Origin of the sequence: Halococcus salifodinae DSM 8989 (assembly GCF_000336935.1) — an archaeon.
GTDB lineage: Archaea > Halobacteriota > Halobacteria > Halobacteriales > Halococcaceae > Halococcus > Halococcus salifodinae.
On sequence record NZ_AOME01000076.1, the window covers coordinates 135664 to 156102 of the forward strand.

The 20439-nt window shown below is 65.4% G+C and carries 20 protein-coding genes and 1 tRNA gene; 8 read left to right on the forward strand and 13 right to left on the reverse strand.

Annotated features, from left to right (window positions below; genetic code table 11):
- Positions 1–3 precede the first annotated feature (3 nt).
- From rpoB to C450_RS16165, 3 genes are read right to left on the reverse strand one after another with little or no spacing between them, the layout of a single operon-like run.
- Positions 4–1830 (reverse strand): DNA-directed RNA polymerase subunit B, encoded by a 1827-nt coding sequence (rpoB, locus tag C450_RS16155; RefSeq protein WP_005045291.1) that lies wholly within the window; start codon positions 1828–1830, stop codon positions 4–6.
- A gap of 1 nt (position 1831) precedes the next feature.
- A complete protein-coding gene (locus tag C450_RS16160; protein WP_005045295.1) occupies positions 1832–3391 on the reverse strand; it encodes a DNA-directed RNA polymerase subunit B'' in 1560 nt (519 codons plus the stop codon).
- On the reverse strand, positions 3388–3615 hold the full coding sequence (locus C450_RS16165) for a DNA-directed RNA polymerase subunit H (protein WP_005045296.1): 228 nt from the start codon (positions 3613–3615) through the stop codon (positions 3388–3390). The genes C450_RS16160 and C450_RS16165 overlap by 4 nt, the downstream gene beginning before the upstream one ends.
- 257 nt (positions 3616–3872) lie before the next feature.
- On the opposite strand from C450_RS16165, the gene C450_RS16170 reads away from it, so the two are divergent.
- Positions 3873–3945, forward strand: a tRNA-Asp gene (locus C450_RS16170).
- A gap of 416 nt (positions 3946–4361) precedes the next feature.
- Here the strand turns inward: C450_RS16170 and C450_RS16175 are convergent.
- From C450_RS16175 to C450_RS16210, 8 genes are all read right to left on the reverse strand, one after another.
- Positions 4362–6560: a hypothetical protein gene (locus tag C450_RS16175; RefSeq protein WP_005045298.1), complete on the reverse strand. Its 2199-nt coding sequence runs from the start codon at positions 6558–6560 to the stop codon at positions 4362–4364.
- Between the two features lie 286 nt (positions 6561–6846).
- Entirely contained in the window at positions 6847–7572 is a 726-nt protein-coding gene (locus C450_RS16180) for a protein-L-isoaspartate O-methyltransferase family protein (RefSeq protein ID WP_005045300.1), read from the reverse strand.
- A gap of 126 nt (positions 7573–7698) precedes the next feature.
- Complete coding sequence (locus C450_RS16185; RefSeq protein WP_005045301.1) at positions 7699–8364, reverse strand: protein-L-isoaspartate(D-aspartate) O-methyltransferase; 666 nt, start codon at positions 8362–8364, stop codon at positions 7699–7701.
- A 1-nt stretch (position 8365) separates the two neighbouring features.
- Positions 8366–9013 (reverse strand): HVO_0476 family zinc finger protein, encoded by a 648-nt coding sequence (locus C450_RS16190; RefSeq protein WP_005045304.1) that lies wholly within the window; start codon positions 9011–9013, stop codon positions 8366–8368.
- A gap of 91 nt (positions 9014–9104) precedes the next feature.
- Entirely contained in the window at positions 9105–9575 is a 471-nt protein-coding gene (locus tag C450_RS16195) for a cupin domain-containing protein (RefSeq protein WP_005045306.1), read from the reverse strand.
- 89 nt (positions 9576–9664) lie between these two features.
- The gene (locus C450_RS16200) at positions 9665–10549 is read right to left on the reverse strand and encodes a halocarboxylic acid dehydrogenase DehI family protein (protein WP_005045308.1); all 885 of its coding nucleotides are present in this window, start codon (positions 10547–10549) and stop codon (positions 9665–9667) included.
- A gap of 77 nt (positions 10550–10626) precedes the next feature.
- Complete coding sequence (locus C450_RS16205; RefSeq protein ID WP_005045310.1) at positions 10627–11667, reverse strand: zinc-dependent alcohol dehydrogenase family protein; 1041 nt, start codon at positions 11665–11667, stop codon at positions 10627–10629.
- A 150-nt stretch (positions 11668–11817) separates the two neighbouring features.
- Positions 11818–12795, reverse strand: a complete 978-nt coding sequence (locus C450_RS16210; RefSeq protein WP_005045312.1) for an aminopeptidase — start codon at positions 12793–12795, stop codon at positions 11818–11820.
- Between the two features lie 81 nt (positions 12796–12876).
- On the opposite strand from C450_RS16210, the gene C450_RS16215 reads away from it, so the two are divergent.
- Positions 12877–13938, forward strand: a complete 1062-nt coding sequence (locus C450_RS16215; protein ID WP_005045314.1) for a type II glyceraldehyde-3-phosphate dehydrogenase — start codon at positions 12877–12879, stop codon at positions 13936–13938.
- Between the two features lie 38 nt (positions 13939–13976).
- Entirely contained in the window at positions 13977–14360 is a 384-nt protein-coding gene (locus tag C450_RS16220) for an Hsp20/alpha crystallin family protein (RefSeq protein ID WP_005045316.1), read from the forward strand.
- A gap of 280 nt (positions 14361–14640) precedes the next feature.
- On the opposite strand, the gene C450_RS16225 is transcribed toward C450_RS16220, so the two are convergent.
- Both C450_RS16225 and C450_RS16230 read right to left on the reverse strand, forming a co-directional pair.
- On the reverse strand, positions 14641–15504 hold the full coding sequence (locus C450_RS16225; protein WP_005045318.1) for an ATP-grasp domain-containing protein: 864 nt from the start codon (positions 15502–15504) through the stop codon (positions 14641–14643).
- A 62-nt stretch (positions 15505–15566) separates the two neighbouring features.
- Complete coding sequence (locus tag C450_RS16230) at positions 15567–16097, reverse strand: 50S ribosomal protein L16 (protein WP_005045320.1); 531 nt, start codon at positions 16095–16097, stop codon at positions 15567–15569.
- 104 nt (positions 16098–16201) lie between these two features.
- On the opposite strand from C450_RS16230, the gene C450_RS16235 reads away from it, so the two are divergent.
- From C450_RS16235 to C450_RS16255, 5 genes are all read left to right on the forward strand, one after another.
- Positions 16202–17206 carry a glutathione S-transferase family protein gene (locus tag C450_RS16235; protein ID WP_049910341.1) on the forward strand — a complete coding sequence of 335 codons (1005 nt, stop codon included), beginning with the start codon at positions 16202–16204 and terminating at the stop codon, positions 17204–17206.
- A gap of 195 nt (positions 17207–17401) precedes the next feature.
- Positions 17402–17806, forward strand: a complete 405-nt coding sequence (locus tag C450_RS16240; RefSeq protein WP_005045325.1) for a CBS domain-containing protein — start codon at positions 17402–17404, stop codon at positions 17804–17806.
- 62 nt (positions 17807–17868) lie between these two features.
- Entirely contained in the window at positions 17869–18222 is a 354-nt protein-coding gene (locus C450_RS16245; protein ID WP_005045328.1) for a hypothetical protein, read from the forward strand.
- Between the two features lie 272 nt (positions 18223–18494).
- Positions 18495–18716, forward strand: a complete 222-nt coding sequence (locus C450_RS16250; RefSeq protein ID WP_005045330.1) for a hypothetical protein — start codon at positions 18495–18497, stop codon at positions 18714–18716.
- A 311-nt stretch (positions 18717–19027) separates the two neighbouring features.
- Complete coding sequence (locus C450_RS16255) at positions 19028–20401, forward strand: MATE family efflux transporter (RefSeq protein WP_005045332.1); 1374 nt, start codon at positions 19028–19030, stop codon at positions 20399–20401.
- Positions 20402–20439 lie beyond the last annotated feature (38 nt).

Here is a 20439-nt window from a genome sequence, read left to right on the forward strand (position 1 = left end):
TCCTCAGACCGCGTCCTCGAGTTCGAGCCGCGGGGCGATCCCCAGCGCCTTCATCTCGTCGAGCAGGAGTTTGAACGCGTAGCTCATCTCGATCTCGTGGATCTCGGTCTCCTCCCCACAGTTCGGGCAGTACACCCGACGCTGCTCGACGTTCTCGACCGCACTCATCCCACACTCCCCACAGACGTAGACGAACTCCCGGTCGGACTCGTCGAGCAGGCGCTCTTTCAACGCCATCGCCGCGCCGTGCCCGATCAGCACGTCCCGCTCCATCTCGCCGACCCGGAGCCCACCCTCGCGAGCGCGCCCCTCGGTCGGCTGGCGCGTGAGCACCTGGACCGGGCCGCGCGAGCGAGCGTGGATCTTGTTCGAGACCATGTGGTAGAGTTTCTGATAGAAAATGGTCCCGACGAAGATCTCGGCGTCGATCTTTTCGCCCGTCACGCCGGAGTACATGATCTCCTTCCCGCTCGAATCGAACCCGTGCTCTTCGAGCGACCCGCGGAGCTCCTCCTCGTCCTCACCGGTGAAGGCCGTGCCGTCGACCCGCCGCCCTTCGAGGGAGCCGACCTTGCCGCCGAGCATCTCCAGCACGTGGCCCACCGTCATCCGCGACGGCAGCGCGTGCGGGTTGATGATGAGGTCGGGCACGACGCCCTCCTCGGTGAAGGGCATGTCTTCCTGGGGCGCGATGTGGCCCACGACGCCCTTCTGGCCGTGTCGACTCGCGAACTTGTCGCCGAGCTCGGGGATCCGCTGGTCGCGCACGGAAACTTTCGAGAGTTTCGAGCCGTCCTCGCCCTGCATCAGCGTCACCGTATCCACCACTCCGGACTCGCCCGAACGCATCGTCACCGATGTCTCGCGGCGTTTCTGGGGCGAGAGGCCACCCATGTCGTCGGGCTCCTCCAGGAATCGTGGCGGCGAGGTCTTGCCGAGCAGCACCGCGCTCTCGTCGACCGTGGTCTCGGGGTTCACGAGGCCGTCCTCGTCGAGGTGGGTGTACGCCTCCTCGCCGCGCGCGCCGCGCACGTCGTCGTCGGGCATCTCGAAGCGGTCCTCCTGACCGCCCGGATATCGTCGTTCCTCGCCCTCGTACGTCCGGAAGAAGTGCGAACGCGCGAGCGCACGATCCACGGAGCCCTCGTTCAGCACCAGCGCGTCCTCGATGTTGAACCCCTCGTAGCTCATGACCGCGACCACGAAGTTCTGGGCCGCAGGCCGGTCGTCGTACCCGATCTGCTCGGTGGTCTGGGTCTTGACCATCGAGAGCTGCGGGTAGTGCAGCAGGTGCTGACGGGTGTCGGGCCGGATACGATAGTTCGCGCTCGGCAGTCCGAGCGACTGCTTGATCATCCCTGCCCCCATCGTAATCCGGGGCGAGGCGTTGTGCTCGGGGTAGGGAATCATCCCCGCGCCGATCCCGAAGATCAGTTGTGGGTCGATTTCGAGGTGGGTGTGATCCTCGGAGAGGTCGTCCTCGTCGACGCCGACGAGGATGTCCTCCTCTTCCTCGGCATCGATGAACTCGATGTAGCCCTGCTCGACGAGATCCTCGAACTCGCTCTCACCGTCTTCGAGTGCTCCGATCTCCTCCTCGGTGATGAGGGGATCGCCCTCTTCGACCACGATGAGGGGCCGTCGCGCCCGGCCGGCGTCGGCGTTGACGATGACTTCGTTGGTGCGGCCCTTGACCGAGACGTTCACCGTCTCGGCCACGTCCCCGCGGCGTCGCGCCTCGCGGATCTGGTGGGCGAGCTGTTCGGGCTGGTCGTGCGTGCCGACCAGGCTGCCGTTCACGTAGACTTTCGCGTCGCGTGCCTGACTCATCTCAATCAGCGCTCGGGGTGACGCCCTCGATGCCGGGGATCCCCTCGACACCCATCGACGCCAGCTCTCGTTTGAGTCCCTGTTCGTCCTCGACGTCCTGTGACAGCTCCATCGCCTGCGCGAAGTTCTTCACGAGCCCACAGTTCGGCCCCTCCGGCGTCTCGGAGGGACAGATCCGCCCCCACTGAGTGGCGTGGAGGTCCCGCGCCTCGAAGTGGGGCTGGCTCCGACTCAGCGGGCTCCGCAGTCGCCGGAGGTGCGAGAGCACGCCCATGAAGTCGGTCCGGTCGACGAGCTGACTCACACCGGAGCGCCCGCCGACCCAGTTACCGGTCGCGATCGGGTGTTCGAGCCGCTCGGTCAGCACGTCGGAGCGAACCACGGTGTTGACCGAGAGCTGCCGGTTCCGCATGTTCGCCCGCTCCAGCTGGTACTTCACGTCGCGCGCGAGTTTGTTGAGCGCCGTCCGGAACAGGTCGGTCATCAGGTCGCCCGACACTTTGAGGCGCTTGTTCGCGTAGTGGTCCTTGTCGTCGGATTCGCGCCGTCCGAGGGCGAGCTCGAAGCACGCCTCGGCCATCCGACAGAGGTAGAACGCCTTGTTGATCCGGGTCTCCTCGTCCGGAACGCCCTCCTCGTGGAGGTGCGGCAGGAGATACCGGTCGATCACGTAGTTCGCACGCTTCAACTGGTAGTTCTTGCCCTGGCCCGACGCGACACGCTCTCCGAGGTCCTCGATCGCGGCTTCCTCGGTCTGGACCTCCGCGGCCTCGAGGTTTTCGAGCATGAACTTCACGATCTCGGGGTCGTCGGAGACCCGATGGACGATCTCCTCGTCGGATTCGAGCCCGAGTGCCCGAATGAGGGTCACGAAGTTGATGCTGCCCGACACCGAGGGGAAGCTGACTTCGAGCAGCCCCTCTCGATTGCGCTCGCACAGCACCAGCGCGCGGTACCCACGACGCTGGCTGAACGTCTTGGCGACCTGGATCTCGTCGCCGTACTTCGAGTCGTACTCGGCGAGGATCTTGTTCGGTGCGAGGTCCTCGCTGGTCATCAGCACGCGCTCGGAGCCGTTGACGATGAAGTAGCCACCGGGGTCGGCGGGGTCCTCGCCGAGCTCGATCAGCTCCTCGTCGGTCGCATCGGCGATGTTGCACTTGTCCGAGCCCACCATGATCGGGAGCCGCCCGATCTGGGTCTCGGCGGTGTCGACGACGCGCTCTTCCTCTTCTTCGCCACCCACCACGACCGCCATCTCCATGAAAACGGGCGCGGAGTAGGTGATGTTCCGGAGCCTGGCCTCTTGGGGATAGAGCCGCTCCTCACTGCCGTCGGCCTCGCGGACGCGGGGCGTCACGACCCGTACGTCACCGAGTTCGACGTAGACGGGCTCCTCGCCCTCCTTGTCGCCGATGTCGGTGTCGATGGTCTCCTTCTCGTCGACCACCTGCTGCATTCCGCGGCCGAGGAACGCGTTGAACGACCGGAAATGGTGCTCTGCGAGCCGCTCGCGGGAGAAGTACTCTCGCGAGATCGAACGCCTGTCTTGCCTGTTCATTCTACCACGAGTCGGTATACGACCGCCTGGTCCGTCGTTCGGGAGTCCCGGACGATCCGGATCACGTCGCCCGCGGCGGCGTCGTCGGGGAGTGCCGGGTCGGTACGTTTGATCTTCGGAAGGTCGGTGCGTCTGATGTCGTACTCGTCGAGCACCTCGTCGATCTCGTCGTCTTCGACGATCGTGTGCTCGGGAACGAGCGTGTGCTGACCTACGTCCACCATGTGTGTCTGACCGGGGGAGAAGTGGCTATCACGAGATACTACAGGGCCTACGCCGTGGGGCGACTTAAGCGTTGTCAACGCCGCCAGCGTGGGCTGGCAGGCGCAGTTCGGACCCGCTCGTTCGGTTCGAGATCGTCGAATCGATCGTGGCTGCACCGACGGTCGGGGGGAACATAGCGTTTCGGGCTTCCCCGGAGAGCGGTGGATCAGTTTGGAAACCCTTAAGGGCATCTCCGGGTAAGAAACTGATGTCGCTTGCCCGGGTGGTGTAGTGGCCCATCATACGACCCTGTCACGGTCGTGACGCGGGTTCAAATCCCGCCTCGGGCGCTTTCTCTGAATCCAACCCACGAGCGACCAGCTTACTGTGTCGCGAGCAACCGAATTCCGAGAACGACTGTCCGGTGATTTGAACCCTGCCGGTCGCGCGCAGCCGAACGGAGTGAGGCCGACCGTCTGGCTCCGGTTCAAATCCCGCTTCGGGCGCTTTCCTGTCGACGCCGATTCGCGAGCGTCGTTGATCGGCAGACGAACGCTGGGGCGGTACTGAGAGCTCCATCCATCGGTTGTCCCCTGTAGATGGACGTGTGACGCCCGCGAAACGATCAAGCGGACAGTAACTACTGGAGACGAACAGTGTCGTTCTCGGTATCGATCCGAATCACCGTGGATCACCGGGGTCGAAACGTCGATCGCACGTCAACAAAGAAGGGCCGTCGACGGAAGCGCAGCAGGGACGCGGACGATTAGTTGTCGAGCGATTCAGGCTGGGTGGTGATCGAGACCGAGTCCTCGACCGAAGCCTCGAGCAGCCGACCAGTGTAGTTGTAGACGTCTCGAGAGTTGCCAACGCCACCCTCGACCGACTGACCGTCGTCCGTGATCGGGTCGGACGAGCTGTCGGCGTGTTCGAGCTCGCCGGTGACTTCGAGGGAGTAGTCCGTTGGGCCGGTGCTCTCCTTGCCGATCACCTTGATCGTCTGCGTGTCCGCGTCGAGCTTGAGGATCGCGCGATCGTCGACTTCGAGCTCGACGATCTCGCCCTCGTACTCGTAGCTGTCGCGCCACTCGTTGACGCCGCCCGAGGCGGTGTTCTCCGAGATGTCGTCGTTGTCGTCCGCGGTCGCTCCGCCGGTTTTTGCCTTTTCGAGATCGCCGCTCGTCGCGAGCTCGTAGGGGATGCGGCCGCCGGACGTGTCGGTGTCCGTGACGACGAAGTTCGCGCTGTCGGACGGTTTGGGAACGTCCGATTCGTCGATGTTGCCGCTCAACTTGTCGTCCGATCCGGCACCGTCGGAGTTACCCGACGAGGAATCGTCGGACGAGTCGTCCGAGGCCTCATCCGATGAGCTTTCCGAGGAGTCGCTATCCGACGAGCCATCGTCACTGGACTCTTCATCCGACGATCCCGAGTCGCTCGATGAATCATCCGACGAGCCGTCACTCGACGAGGAGTCCTCCGAGGAACCACCGGACGACGAGTCACTCGAATCGTCGTTCGAGGACGATTCGGACGAGGTGTCCTCACCCGACGACCCATCCGAGCCCGACGACGAGCTACCGGTGTAGTTCGACGAGCCGAGGCTCGGTGCGGGACAGGTCCCGCTCTCTTGGATGTTGCTGACGTTCACGTTGCCGCTCTTTACGCGGACCGCCTGTGCGCTCGCGTTGACGGTGGTGTTTGCCACCCGGCTGCCGTCACAGTTGTGGAGCGCGATACCGACGCGACCGCCGCCGGTCTGCTGGATACAGCTGTCCTCGATCGTGGTGTTCGGTCGATCCTCGATCAGGACGCCGACCGCGTTGGAGGCGTTGCCCGTGACGCTCACGTTCTTGAGCGTCCCGCCCGCGTTGCCGCTCGACCCGTTGGGCGATTTGCCGCGGATCGCGTACGCTTTGTCTGGGTTGAACTCCACGCGGGTGTTCTTGATACTGAACGAGGGGTAGTTCCCGAAGATCTGGATCCCGCCGTCGGCGTTGACCTCGGGGCCGATGCGGACGTCACAGTTGCGGACCTCAGCGCCCGAGCCGCCACGGTCGCTTTCGAGCCGGATCCCCGAACCGTTGAGCATGTCGTCCGGGTTCGGACTGTTGCTGTCGGAGAGATCGGTCTCGATGGTGGCACCGTCGACGTAGCTGCCGGAGCTGCCGATCCGGACCTGTGAGAGGTCGTTGTTCTTGTAGGTACCGCCCTCGACCTGGACGGCACCAGGTGTCCGGCTGGCGTACACACCGTTGTTCGAGAAGCCTTCGACGTTGCAGTTCCGAAGGGTGAGTGTCCCTTTGTGGTTGCTACCGACCCAGATACCCGTCCGGGCGTACGCACCCATCTTGCCAGCGTTGTGTGCGGTGAGGTTCGAAACGACGCCCTGGCCACCGGACGACCGGACGGCCGCGGCGAACGCGTCGGACGCGGCATCGCTCGACGCCCGACCCTGACCGACGATCGAGAGACCGTGGACCTGGAGGTTGTCGTCCGGGGCACACTGCACCAACGGGGTTGCGCCGTTCTGGTCGACGGTGATGTTCTCGATCAGCAGCCCGTTGCCGTTGTTGATCGTCAGCAGTTTGTCGTCGAACCCGCCGGAAACGACGAACGTGACGTCGCCCTCGCCGACGATCCCGAAGTTATCGTACCCGTTGAGTGCGTTCTTTCCGTTGAACTTGTAGGTTCCCGATGGGAACTTGAGCAGCGTGTTGCTGCCCGCGGCCGACTGCAGCTTGCCGTCACACGCGCTGTTGCCGTTCGGGTCACAGCCGGCGTCATCGACCATATCGACGACGTTGTCGAAGCTGATTCCGTGACGCGACTCCGCTGCTCCCTCCCCAGCGAGCAGTGGTACCGACGCCACGGCCGCTCCGGCGGCCTTCAGATACGTACGGCGGTTCGTTCGAACGCCCTCGCCTGTGCTATCGCTGTCGCCTCGTGCTCCGTTGCGCGGCATCACCTGTTCATTAGGCATTTGTAAGATACCCGTTCTGGCCAATTACCTACGTTTACTATTAATTCGATCGTAGTTGCTGGCTGTTCACGTTCTAGACTGCATAATTAGTTCTGGTATAGTGTGAAACAATCCCTCAGCTGGGGAACATCGCGCGAGTGTGGAGTGTTTCCACGGTGCGGGTGCTGTCGGAAATGGTGGGTCGAATCGGGTGATCGACGGTGCGAGAGCGAACCGCGAGGGGAAGCATCGCATTCGTGCGTTCGGATGGACGAAGCTGCAACGACGACTACTCCCAATCGATCCAGTCCTGTTCCCAGCCCGAACGACGCTGTGCGGTCCGTTCCGCACGCTCGCGGTCCTCACGGTGGGTTCGGTTTCGCTCGACGGTATCCGACTGTTCGCCCTCGACGAGCAGCGGGGCGAACGATACCGGGCCGAAGCGCTCCGTGGCTCCGTCCTCGACCGCGACGAGCGATTGATCCTGCGTGCCGACGGGGAGGACGAGACGACCGCCGGCGGCGAGCTGCTCTTCGAGCGCGCGCGGCGGGCTGACGGCGGCGGCCTCGACGAGAATCCGATCGAACGGGGCGTACGCCGCCAGTCCGTGTGTGCCGTCGCGTCGGTCGACGAGCACGCCGTCGTAGCCCGCACGCGCGAGATTTCGGCGAGCCTCGATCACGAGCCGGCGCGAGATATCGATCGCGTGGACGTTGTGCTCGCCCGCGATCGCCGCACAGATCGCGGCGGTGTAGCCGACACCAGCGCCGACCACCAGCACTCGGTCGCCGGACTCGGGCGCGAGCGCCTCGACGAGCCGTGCAGCGGTGCTCGGTGCGAGAACGCGCGTGCCCGCGTGTTCGACCGTGTGGTCGGCGTATGCGGCCGCGTCGTCGACGAACTCGTGGCGGGGGACCGTCCGCATCGCGGCGCTCACCCGCTCGCTCTCGACGACGGCCTTGCTCTCGTGCTCGAGGCCCGCGACCATGTCGTCGCGAAGCGTCGCGGCATCCATGACCGAAATTCGCCCTCGAACGTCTTGAACTGCCCGACAGTGCCGCTACGCACACCGACCACGAGAAACGACTGACGATCGGACTGTCGACGCCGGGCCGACGCCACACCTCACTTCCGCGAGCACTCACTCCGACTGCATCGGGACGAACCGCACGCCACCGTGGCGCTCACGATCGAGCCCGCCGTCGGCCTGCTTGGTCGCGCGCACGAGCGTCTGTCGCCCCCGGCCGATCGGAGCGACGATCTGCCCACCGGGTTTGACCTGCTCGACGACACGCTCTGGGAAGTCGGCCGCGGCGCAGGTGAGGTAGGCGGCGTCGTAGGGCGCGCCCGCGGGCCAGCCCTCGTGGCCGTCGCCGACCCGCACGTGGACGGCGTATCCCAACCTGTCGAGGCGCTCGCGGGCGTCCGCGCCGAGCGGTTCGTGGAACTCGACGCTGTAAACCTCGCCGGCGTCGCCCCCGGCCTCGGTGTCGTCGGTTCTGGCCCCGACCGCCGCGGCGGTGACCGCGGCGTGGTAGCCACAGCCAGTGCCGATTTCGAGCACGTGATCACCGGGGTCGAGTCCGAGCAGGTCGGTCATCATCGCGACCATGTGGGGTGCGCTGATGGTCTGATCCTCGCCGATCGGGAGCGGGCGGTCGGCGTAGGCGCTCTCTTGGTGGGACTCGGGAACGAATTCGTGGCGCGGCACGCGGCGGAGGGCTTCCCGTGTCACGTCGCGTTCGATCCGGCCCTGTCGATCGAGCCGGTCGACCAGCCGCTCTCGCTGGGCCGCCCGGTCGGTCATCTCACCAGACCGACCACGCGCCCGAGGACTCGTCGTCGGCGTAGAGCCGATCGATGTCCTTCGCGAACGCCATGTCCTCGTCGTGGTCGAGTCGGGCGAAGCCGTAGCCCGTCGCGTCCGCTCGGAGGTGGATCCCCTTCACCGTGAAGCTCTCGTCGGCGAGGTCCTCGCGCTCGCCGACGGTGAACTCGTAATCGCCCGGCACTTGGAGTTCGATGCTTCGGGACTCGTCGCGGCCGTCCTGTGGGTTGAGCGTGACGTCCACGCCGACGTTCCCGACGACGCGAGTCCAGATCGTGTCGATGTTCTCGGCAGCGGCGCTCTCGGGGCGCTGGTCGTCACCGACTTCGAGGCTGGTGATCCTGACTGTGAGAAGGGCTTCGGGCGTGTCGAGGACGAACTCCTCGCCCTCGGCGAGCGACTCGCCCGCGGGAACGTCGGTCGCCGTCGAAAAGGACTCGCCGTCCTGGGAGACGATCACGTCACAGTCGACGGTCTCTGGTTCCTCGATTTTGGTCTTGTGGGTGTGGCTGCACTCGGTACACCGCACCGTGGTCTGGCCGCCCGGTTTCAGCACTTCGTGGACGACCGGCTCCGCGGGCGAACACGACGGACAGGCGACCGCAACGCGCTCTGTAGCTTCGCTCATGTCTACCGCTACTTCGTGAGTGTGTAAAAGCGTCCGGTGTGGCGGGCCGGTCGTCGGGCCCGGTTCGGCGGCGGTCGGGGTCGAGCGGCACTCACAGCGTCCACCGGCCAGTTTCGGTTCCACACTCCTCGCAGAGAGTGAGACGAGCGTCGCCCTCGTCTGCCGACGTGATCCGGTTCGGGGTGCGCTCGCCACAGGTCGGACACTCGCGCAGCACGGTCTGCTCGCCGTATTCGAGGGGGGCGCCGAGCGCGAGCGCGGTGACCCGCTCGTCGCCCTCGTTGACGCCACGCTGGTACTCCCCGGGCGGAAATCGAACGACCTCGCCCGCCGCGACCGAAACCGATCCCGTTTTCGTCTCGAACGTCGCCGTGCCGGAGAGCACGTAGAACACCTCCTCTTGGATCTCGTGAACGTGGTAGCCGTAGGCGAAGCTGTCGCCCGGTTCGAGCTCGTAGTAGTTGATCGCGAGATCGGTCGTGCCGAGCGCTTCGGTCAGCGGCCGCATGATCGCTGCGGGCTGGATGACGGGATCGACATCGTCGATATCGACTTTCTCCATCGGAGGGACGTGGGGGGACGGGCACAAAACGGTCACGTCCCGCCGATCGGAACCAGCATTCTCGTGGTCGTTCGGCCGACAGTCCCCACTCAGAGCGGGTCGCGAACCCCTTCCGCGTCGACCGTCGCTGCGTAGATCGGCAACGTCGGCAGGACGGTCTCGACGGCCCCGGTGTTGAACTCCCGGAACAGCGTTCGTACGTCCTCGATCGTTTCGTCGTCGAACCCCGCGCCTCGCAGGTCTTCGGGCGCGAGACGGGGCGTGTAGGGTGTCGACTCGACGAGCGTCGTCGTCAGCTCCGCCGTGTTCTCGCGCGCTCGATCGAACCCGTCGGACTCGAAGAACGGTTCGAGATCGTTCCACGCGGCGTCGAGAACGCTCGGCCACTGGGCGAGACAGCGGTAGATGCTCGGTAGGTCGTCGCCGAGACCGTGAAACGACTGGATCGACGAGACGGTTTCGTCGAGACCGTCGGGAACCGCGCCGGGGGCGATCATCGTCGGCGAGCGGCCACGGTCGGTGTCGAGCCACGCGGGAAACGGGGCCGTTGCCGCGCGCGTCGCCGCCGGGTCGGTGCCGACGGCTCCGTCGTGGAGCGCCCGATCCATCGTTTCGAAGAGGAACACGAGCCGGGGCGCGACGACGTCGAAGGTGGCCAGTTGGCCTCGGAGCGTGTCGTACTCCGCCGGGGAGACGTCGACCACCGAGCGTCGGTAGGTCGGGATCCCGATTGCCTCTTCGAGTTCCGAGAGGACTGTATCGCGGTACGCGACCGAGTACCGGGCGAACGCCCGGGTGTCGAACAGCGGCTTCAGCTGTCCCCACGCGTACTCGAGAAAGCGCGGGGCGTTCGCCATCGTCGTTCGGAAGATCCAGTTGACGATCGGTGCGCGAAAGGTCCGCTTGATGTCGTCGTAGACGCCACGCTGGCGGCCCGTCGCCTCGATCTCGTAGCACTGTTTGCTGGTGTCCATGGCACTCGATTTCACTCCGATTCATCAAAAGCGTTCGTTCGGGACGGCGCTCCGTGGGGCTCGTCCGCCCTATCCAGTCAGTCGAGCTTCACCATGACTTTCACCGCCTCCCGCTCGTCCATCATCCGATACCCCTCGGGGACGCCGTCGAGATCGACGGTTTCCGTGAAGATCGGCGACGGATCGAGCGTTCCCTGGAGAACGTCGGCCATCAGCTCGTCGACATACGCACGAACGGGCGCGACGCCACCCTGGAGCGAGACGTTCTTCCCGAACATCGTGCCGAGGAAGCCGGTGCTCTCGACACCGAGGGGAACGCCGACGTAGCCGATCGTGCCGCCTGGACGGGCGACCGCGGCAGCGGTCTCCATCGAGGACTCCGCGCCGACGCATTCGAGAACGTGGTTTGCGCCGCCCGCCGTGAGTTCGCGTGCTTCCTCGATCGCTTCCTCGCCGCGGGCCGAGATCACGTCGGTCGCCCCGAACTCACGCGCGATGTCGAGGCGATCCTCGTGATGGCCCATCGCGACGATCCGCTCCGCCCCGAGACGCTGTGCGGCGAGCACGCCACAGAGCCCGACCGCGCCATCGCCGACGACCACGGCAGTGTCGCCAGCGCCGACGCCCGCACTGACCGCGGCGTGGTGACCCGTCCCCATCACGTCCGTCAGCGGGAGGAGGGCTTCGAGCACGTCCTCGTCGTTCGCGTATCGGTCGGGAACCCGGACGAGCGTTCCGTCGGCGAACGGCGCGCGGACTTTTTCGCCCTGTGCACCCCCGCCGTCTTCGCCCCACGACAGGTCGTGGACGCAGGACGTGTAGAGCCCTTTCCGGCAGAACTCACACTCGCCACAGGAGATCGAGAACGGCGCGAGCACCCGATCGCCCGGCTCGACGTGGCGGACGTCCGATCCCACTTCCTCGACGACCCCCATCGGTTCGTGGCCGATGGGCGACCCCTCGGGGAGATCTTGTTGGCCCCGGTAGAACCAGAGGTCGGATCCACAGATCGCCGTGTGGGTGATGCGGACGACGGCGTCCGTCGACGCCTCGATTTCGGGGTCGGGAGTGGTTTCGATACGAACGTCGCCGGGATCGCGAAAGACAGCTGCCTCCATGCTCGGTGAGTCGGGGCGGCGACGACAAAGAACCCTCAGCTACCGGCAACCGTCAGCCTTCGACCGTCGGCAGCGTCACTTCGTCGCCCTGCTCGCGGCTTCGCCGCTCGCACTATCGCGGAAGTTCCACTTCCGCACCATCTCACGGTGTTACTGTTCGATCGTCGGGAGGTCTACGACCTCCCCATCAGCATAAACGGTCGGTTCGCGGAGGATCCCGTCGAGGTGGAGCGGCGCTTCAACGTCGCCGCCGATGCCGTGATCGTCGCCGATGGCGATGTGGACAGTGCCGGCAGCCTTCTCGTCGAGCAGGACCGATCCCACGAGCTCCGTGACCGCGAGGTTGGTCCCGATGCCGAGCTCGGCGAGGTTGTACGCGTCCTCGCCGACCTCCTCGGCCGCGCTTTCGATCTGGTCGCGGATCGCGTCGTCGGACACCTCGGTCACGGAGCCGTCCTCGACCTCGAACTCCAGCTCGCGGTCGAGCAGCCCGTGGGGCATCATCGTGCCGTCGACGACGTACGTTCCATTGGCGGTTTCGGGGCTGACGAACACTTCTCCGGCGGGAAGGTTCGACATCGCGCCGGGCTCGTGGACGATCCCGGTGTCTTCGAGCCACTCGCGATCACCTGGTTCGAACGTGATGTCGGTGCCAGCCGGCGACGTCACGCGGATCTCACTCGCGTCGGTGACCGCGTCGTGGATCTCCTCACAGCACTGCTCGATCTCGCGGTAGTCGGTGTCGAGTCCCGTTCGGAACACGTCCTCGGTGATCCCGGGAAGGGTGGCGACTCGTGCGCCGACCTCGTTCGCACGCGAGCGCGCCCGCGTGTGACTCAAGCTCTTCGTCGTCGGACAGAGCACGACATCGGTCCCCCGCATGGCGGCCGCGACGGGGGCTGGCGGTTCGGTCCCGTGCTGTTCGCCCGGCGAGTAGCACGCGATCACGCAGTCCTCGGTCAGGTCGCGTGCGGCGTCGTACAGCGCCTCCCCGATCGCGCGACGTTTGTCGTCGGTCACTACCACACACGACTCGTTCGGCCTGAGCGCGAGACACTGGTTGACCGCAGTTTCGGCCGCGGTCGAGAGCGCCCCCTCGCCCTCCCCACGTTCCCGTTCCTGGCTCATGCTCGACGGTGGGGACCCGACCGCGTTAGGCTTTCGGCCCACCTCGAAACGATTATTCCGCTCGCCCGTGCAGGGCCGATCATGCTTCGAGTCGGGGTCAACGGCTACGGTACCATCGGCAAGCGCGTCGCGGACGCGGTCCGCGCCCAGCCGGATATGGAAGTCGCCGGCGTGGCGAAAACCCGTCCGAACTTCGAGGCCGAGCGTGCGGTCGCGAAGGACTTTCCGCTCTACGCCGCTGTCGAGGAGCGCGCCGATCAGTTCGGGGAGGCGGGGATCGATCTCGCCGGAATGGTCGAGGAGCTGATCGAGACGGCGGACGTGATGGTCGACGCCACACCGTCGGGAATCGGCGCGGAGAACAAGTCCCTCTACGAGGAGTACGACACGCCCGCGCTCTATCAGGGCGGCGAGGACGCCGAGCTCGTGGACACGAGCTTCAACGCGCGCGCGAACTTCGCCGACGCCGCCGGGGCCGACCACGTCCGCGTGGTCTCGTGTAACACCACCGGCCTCTCGCGCCTGGTCGCACCGATCGAAGAGGAGTACGGCATCGAGAAGGTCCGCGCGACGCTCGTCCGGCGCGGCGGCGATCCCGCCCAGAGCGGACGCGGCCCGATCAACGACATCCTGCCGAACCCGCGAACCCTGCCCTCCCACCACGGTCCCGACGTCAAGACGATCTTCCCCGACCTCGCGATCGATACCCTCGGTCTCAAGGTGCCGGCGACGCTGATGCACACCCACTCGATCAACGTCACGCTCGAATCCGACGCGACCGCCGACGCGGTCCGTGACCTCCTCCGTGACGAATCCCGGCTGTTCGTGATCCCCGAACGCTTCGATATCGACGGCGCGGGCGCACTGAAGGAGTTCGCGCTCGACGCCGGCCGGCCGCGGGGCGACCTCTGGGAGAACTGCATCTGGGGCGAGTCCATCACCGTAGAGGACAGCGGTGCGTCGAAGACGCACCGAAACGGAGGCGGCGGAGCCGCCGGAGACGATCTCTACCTGTTCCAGGCCATCCATCAGGAATCCGACGTCGTGCCCGAGAACGTCGACGCGATCCGCGCGGTCACGGGCTCCGCCGACGCCGCCGAAAGCGTCGCCACCACCGACGACGCACTCGACATGGGGTTCTGACGCGAACCCTTTTGTCCCGTCCTGACCTACCGACGTCCATGAGACGGGACGACCGTGACGACCACGATCCTTTCGGGGATATCTTCGACGAGATCGAGCGGATGATGAACGACATGGTCGGCGGCGACGTGAACATCCAGACCGACACCGTTGGCGGCAGCGATCCCCACGTCAGCGTCTACGAAGACGAGGATCGCGTGCGCGTCGTCGCGGATCTCCCCGGCGTCGACAAGGAGTCGATCGATCTCACCTGCGACGGCCAACGGCTCACGATCGACGCCACCGGCGACCGCCGCGAGACCACCGAGCGTGTCCGCCTGCCCGTCCGCGTCGACGAACGCTCCGCGAACGCGACCTACAACAACGGCATCCTCGAAGTCGTCTTCGACCGGACCGACGCCTCCGCGGACATCGATCTCTAAAGCCCCACCTTTTTACTTCGGGGCCTCACTCGCCTTCGGCTCGCTCAACCCCTCGCAAAAATCTGGACCAAAAACTCCCGCTCGCTCACTTCGTTTGCTCGCGGTGGGATTGCCGGCACTTTCCGCCCCCGCAACTGCACAGCACCGCTGAAGCCCTCGATCACTCACTTCGTTCGCGATCTCGCCCTTCATCCGCCAGGAGAGCAGGCTCTCCTGAGCCTCGACTCGCTCCGCTCGTCGAGACGCCAGGCCCGCACCGCCACAGCCGCCGCATCGCCGGTCACACCTGATCCTCGATGAGCGCCGCGAGATCGTCGTAGAATCCGGGTTCGTACTTCGTCTTATCGTCGATCGTCGGCCTCGCGTTGGTTTCGGAGACCACCGTGCGGTCGTCAGTCACGAGCAGATCGACGCCGAGCCACGGAATCCCCAGTTCGTCGGCAGTGCGCTCGGCGAGATCGCGGAGATCGTCGTCGAGATCGACCCCTTCAGCCTCAGCTCCGCGATGGACGTTGTGCTTCCACCGCCCTACGCTCCGGGCCGGATCGGGCAGCCGCCGCTCGACCGCGCCGACGTACTCGCCGTCGATGCACATCGCGCGGTAGTCCTTCGCGTCCGGGACGTACTCTTGGACGAGGAAGGACCGATCGCCGGTTGCCTGGTAGTCGTGGACCAGCGCGAGGTAATCCGCGACCCCGAGGAAGGAATCGAGATCACCGACCTTCACGACCCCTGTCCCGCGCGTCGTGGAGTTCGGTTTCACCACGACGGGTGGCTCGAACCGCTCGAAAACGTCCTCCAGTTCGTCGTCGTCGACCGGGTTCGAGACCAGCACCGTGTCGGGCACTGGAACGCCAGCGCGAGCCAGCCGCGCGATGACGTCGGCCTTGTTTCGGGAGGTCAGGATCGCCTCGCGGTCGTTGACCCACGGCACGTCGAGCAGCGCGTCGGCGACCCCGCCCTCCATGATCCGCGAGGGATGGACGAATCCGACGTCGAACCCGTCGAACTCGCTCGGTGGATCGGTGAGGTGCGTCGTCCGTTCCTCACACTGGACGTGCCGGGCGTCGATCCCACGATCGGCTAACGGATCGCCCATCCGCTCGAAGGTCTCCTCTCGTGTGGCGACCGCGAGGGTCAGCATGGCGAATCGACGGCGGCCGGAAGGAAAAGCGTTCGAGAAGCGGGACGGTTCGAGGGCTGCCGTCAGACGACGAGGAGTTCCTCGCCGCGCTCGACGGTGACGTCACACGGCGAGCCGATCTTGTTGTACGCACGCCGGAGTGCTTCCTTCGCGACGTCGGCCTGGTCGACGTCACACCAGATGGTGAAGATCCGCTCGCCCGCGCCGACGCGCGCGGCGGTGCCAACGGGCTTGCCGAACGCCTGGCGCATCCCATCGGAAACACGGTCCGCGCCCGCGCCCGTCGCCTGCTTGTTCTCTCGGAGAACGTGGTGGGGGAACTTCCGGAGGATCATCTTGTAGTTGCCCTCGCCGAGGTTCTTCAGGAGGTGGCGGTTGGCCGACAGCCGCGAGGACTCCATCGCGCCGTGGCGGAGCTGGAGCTCCTCCTCGACCGAGAGGCTGATCTGGACGGGGTAGTCGTCGGGATCGGCCCGAACGTCGCCCATCTTGTGCTGTGCGATCTTCGAGCCGGGGATTCCGGTGATGTACTCCTTCCGGGTGTAGGGAGGCTTCGAGATCTCCCGATACATCGAGGCAGGTTTCTCGGACATGATCTTACCGACGGGAGGCCGACGGCGCGAATAAAGCCTTCGAAGCCGGCGTGTGCCGTCTGCATCGCCGACGGGGCTTTGGGTCCCGAGACCGTACTGTGGCCGTGAATCAACTCATCGACGGCGAATGGGTGACGGACGCCTACGAGTCCACGAACGACGACGGCGAGTTCGACAGACAGGAGACGAGCTTCCGTGACTGGATCGAACCGGACCCGGACGCCGAGTTCCCTGCCGAGGCGGGGCGCTACCATCTCTACGTCTCGCTGGCCTGCCCGTGGGCCCACCGGACGCTCGTCACGCGCGCGCTGCGTGGACTGGAGGACGTCATTTCGGTCGATATCGTCGACCCCTACCGCGCCGAGGACGGCTGGCAGTTCACGCCCGAGCGCGAGGGCGCGACCCCCGACATGGTGAACGGGTTCGACTACCTCCGGGAGGCGTACGTCGCAGCCGATCCCGAGGTCACTGGCCGCGTGACGGTGCCCGTCCTCTGGGACACAGAGCAGGACACGATCGTCAACAACGAGTCCGCGGAGATCATGCGGATGCTCGACACCGCCTTCGGGGAGTTCGCGAACGACGCGACGCTCTACCCCGACGGCCACAGGGACGAGATCGACGAGACCATCGATGCGGTCTACGAGCCGATCAACAACGGCGTCTACCGCGCGGGCTTCGCGGGCACCCAGGACGCCTACGAGAACGCGGTCGCCGAACTGTTCGACGCGCTCGATCACTGGGAGGACGTGCTCGCCGATCAGCGCTATCTCTGTGGCGACGTGCTCACCGAGGCCGACATCTGTCTGTTCACCACGCTGATCCGGTTCGACGACGTGTATCATACGCATTTCAAGTGTAACGTCCGGAAGATCGCGGAGTACCCGAACCTCTGGAACTACCTGAAGGAGCTCTACCAGCTGCCTGGGGTGGCCGCAACGGTGAACATGGATCACATCACCGAGCACTACTACGAGACCCACACGGATCTGAATCCGAAACGGATCGTCGCGGTCGGGCCGAATCACGACTTCGGCGCGGAACACGACCGCGAGCGGCTGGCCGGGGGGCCGCCGCAGAGCGTGACCGCGAGAGCGGCGGACGACTGACTTCGTCCTGTTTCACTGTCGTCAGGCCGACTGTTGGTTCCGAGAATCGGATCGTCCCGCTATCCCGTGGCGTCTGACAGCCTTGGCGGAGGCAATGGAAATCATCGTACGCTCGCGTCCTCCCTCTGATCCGGCAAATATCCGGTCAAGACAGTAATGGTAAATACTTATGGATGGATGGGTTCATCCATAGCTATGGACGATATTTTCGCGGGCCAGCTCATGACGACTGATCTGTACACCGTCAGTCCGGAGACACTCGTCGAGGAGGTGGCGGGGACGATGCTCGACAACGAGATCGGCTCGGTTCTCGTGGTCGACGAGGACAACCAACTCCTGGGGATCGTCACCACCACCGACTACGTCGGGATCGTCGCCGAGAGCCACCCGAAGGCCGAGACCACGGTGGAGCGATACATGACCACCGACGTCGTGACGGCCACGCCCCAGGACTCGATTCGCGACATCGCGGACGCGATGATCGAACACGGGTTCCACCACGTGCCCGTCGTGAGCGACCCCGAGGGCGTCATCGGCATGGTGACGACGAGCGATCTCACGGGGTACATCTCGCACGTTCAGACGCCGAGCCCTGCGTAGTTCCCCGAGACGGGGCAGGCCGGACCGGAGGAACGAAGCCCGTCACGCCAGTAGATCGGTCCATGGCCGATCGACGCGATATCGACAACGCTAGGGAGAAAATCGACGACACGCCCACGATCGCGTGCAGCCGGTGCGATCGCGAGTGGGATCTCGCCTACGAACTCGACGAACTCCACGCCGGCAACGGGGCGCTCGAACAGTTCGCGCTCGATCACCGCCAGCACACGGGTCACTTCCCCGACGACGTTACCCCGTGGCTCGCGGAGTGCCGTCGCTGTCCGGACCACGAGGCGTTCCTCTCCGAACGCCCCGCACGGCGGTGGGCCGAAACCCACGCGCGCCACACCCGCCATCGCGTCGTCCTCCAGCACGCCTCGATCGACGAGCCGCTCACCGTCGAACCGACCAAGTAACGACGGCAGCGATTGTGGCAGGCTATCGCGTCATCGGATTTTTCCGGTGTGCTCTCGTTCATCGAGCCAGGCAGTCGCGATCCGTTCGGTGAGTGTGTCGTCGAACCGTTCTCACGCTCTCGTGAGGCGATCCAACGAGTGGAATATTCGGAGCGAACGTATCGCTGGTGTCGTGAGGCAGGTCGCGGATGGCAGTATGGAGGAGGGAACCCTGGACGCGGCCATCAGACCAGCCAAAGAATGATGGTTCGGCCTCTCACTATGAGCACACAATGGCTACCGAAGAGACTGCTTCCGAGGATCGGTATCTAACGAAGCAGAACTTCGTGCGATTTTATCGGTGGCTCACGGTTCTCGGGCTCGCAGCTGTCGTGGTGTCTGCTGTCGCCGGTGCGGTCGTCCCGAGGGTTGTCACTGGGGTTGTCGTCGGTTCTTGGCTTCTCGTGAGTCTCCTCTTGCTCGCCCACTTCGGAATCCACAACGACCCAGTATAGCGAGCCACCCAGAACTCCTCACGTTCGTCTCGTCGGGCGAGCTTCCTGCTGACTGTCCGCCCGCAGCGTGATTGCAGTACATTGCTGTGAAATCCTCTTCTGACGCGATATTCGGCAGTTACGTGACCGACGCAATATTGTGGTGAATGCTAGCACGAATCAGAAACATTCTCGGCTATGTAACGATAAATAGATCAGCGAAACAGAAGAAAGGAAGCCCTATATCCCCCCATCCAGTAGAGCCCTTGTTCGTAGTGGTCCGTCTTCCAAACCCAATCAGAGTAGTCGTACTGTATATCGGACTCGCCCTCGTGCGTGCCGATCTCATCGAAGCGGAGCGGGCACGCCGGACGACCGATCTCGCGTGGCCGCGTATTCTCACTGGTATCGCGCGGATGTCGAAGAACGCGGTCGACATCGCGATGGTCGGCGTCGCGGTCGGCTCCGTTGGCATCGCTGGCGTGGGCTTCGCGAGTCCCTTCTGGGGGCTCGCGTTCGCCGCCGGCGGCGGGGTCGCCGCCGGGACGATCGCGCTGGTCTCCCAGCGCTACGGGGCCAAGCGCCTCGGTGCGATCGACCAGGCCGTGCGATCGAGCGCCGCCGTCGTGGTCGCGCTCACGCTGCCGCTCATCGCGATCTTCTGGCTTTTCGGGGCCGATCTCGTCGCTCTCCTGAGCAACGACGCCGAGGCGGTCGCGCTCGGCGCGACCTACCTCCGGATCGTCGCGTTCGGCATCCCCTTTGCGGCGCTCAATCTCATCGGCAGCCGGGTGTTCCTCGGCGTCGACGACGCCAGAACGCCGATGGTGCTCCGCTCCGGCGGCGCGGTCGCGAACGCCGTCATCAACGCGATCCTGATCTTCGGTCTCGACCTCGGCGTCGCTGGCGCAGCGCTCGGCACCGTGTTCTCGAACGCGATCGTGACGGGAATCTTCGCGGTCGGACTCGTCGCGGGACGACTGCCCGGTCTCGGCGAGCTCACAGTGCAGATCGACCCGCGAGGAAGCTACCTCGGCGACGTCCGCGAGGTCGTCGACATCGGGACGCCCGTGATCGGCCGGAACCTCGTCTGGACGGTCGCGGAGTTCCCGATGCTCGCGATCGTCGCGCTGTTCGGCCCACAGGTCGTGGCGGCGTACGTGATCGCGCGCCGGATCTGGGGGCTGATGAACACGCCCGGCTGGGGCTTCGGCCTCGCCTCCTCTAGCCTCGTTGGCCAGGCGCTCGGCAGCGGCCACGAGGAGACCGCAGAAGCGTACGGCCGCGAGATCGTTCGGTTCGCGGTCGCGGTTTACATCGTCTCGGCCGTGATCGTCTTCGTGTTCGCCGAGCCCATCGTCGCCACTTTCGCCGGTGGCGGCTCCGAGACCGTGATCTCGGTCGCGGTGTCGCTGGTCTCGGCGGCCTGCGTCGCGATCGTGCTTCAGGGCGTTTCGGGGGCCGCTGCCGGCCCGCTCGACGCGAGCGGGGACACCGGGTGGCCGTTCTACAGCCAGGCGCTCGGCATCTTCGGCGTCGCCATCCCCTTCGCCTACCTCGGCGCGACGACCTCGCTCGGGCTCTACGGGCTGTATCTCGCCTTCCTCGCCGAGACGACGGTGCCCGCGGTGCTCAACTACTACCGCTTCGCCACCGACAAGTGGAAGCAGGTCAGCCGACAACACCGCCCCGACGCGCCGGCGTAATTCCGTCTGTCAGCGCCTGACTGTGGCGAGTGTGTGTC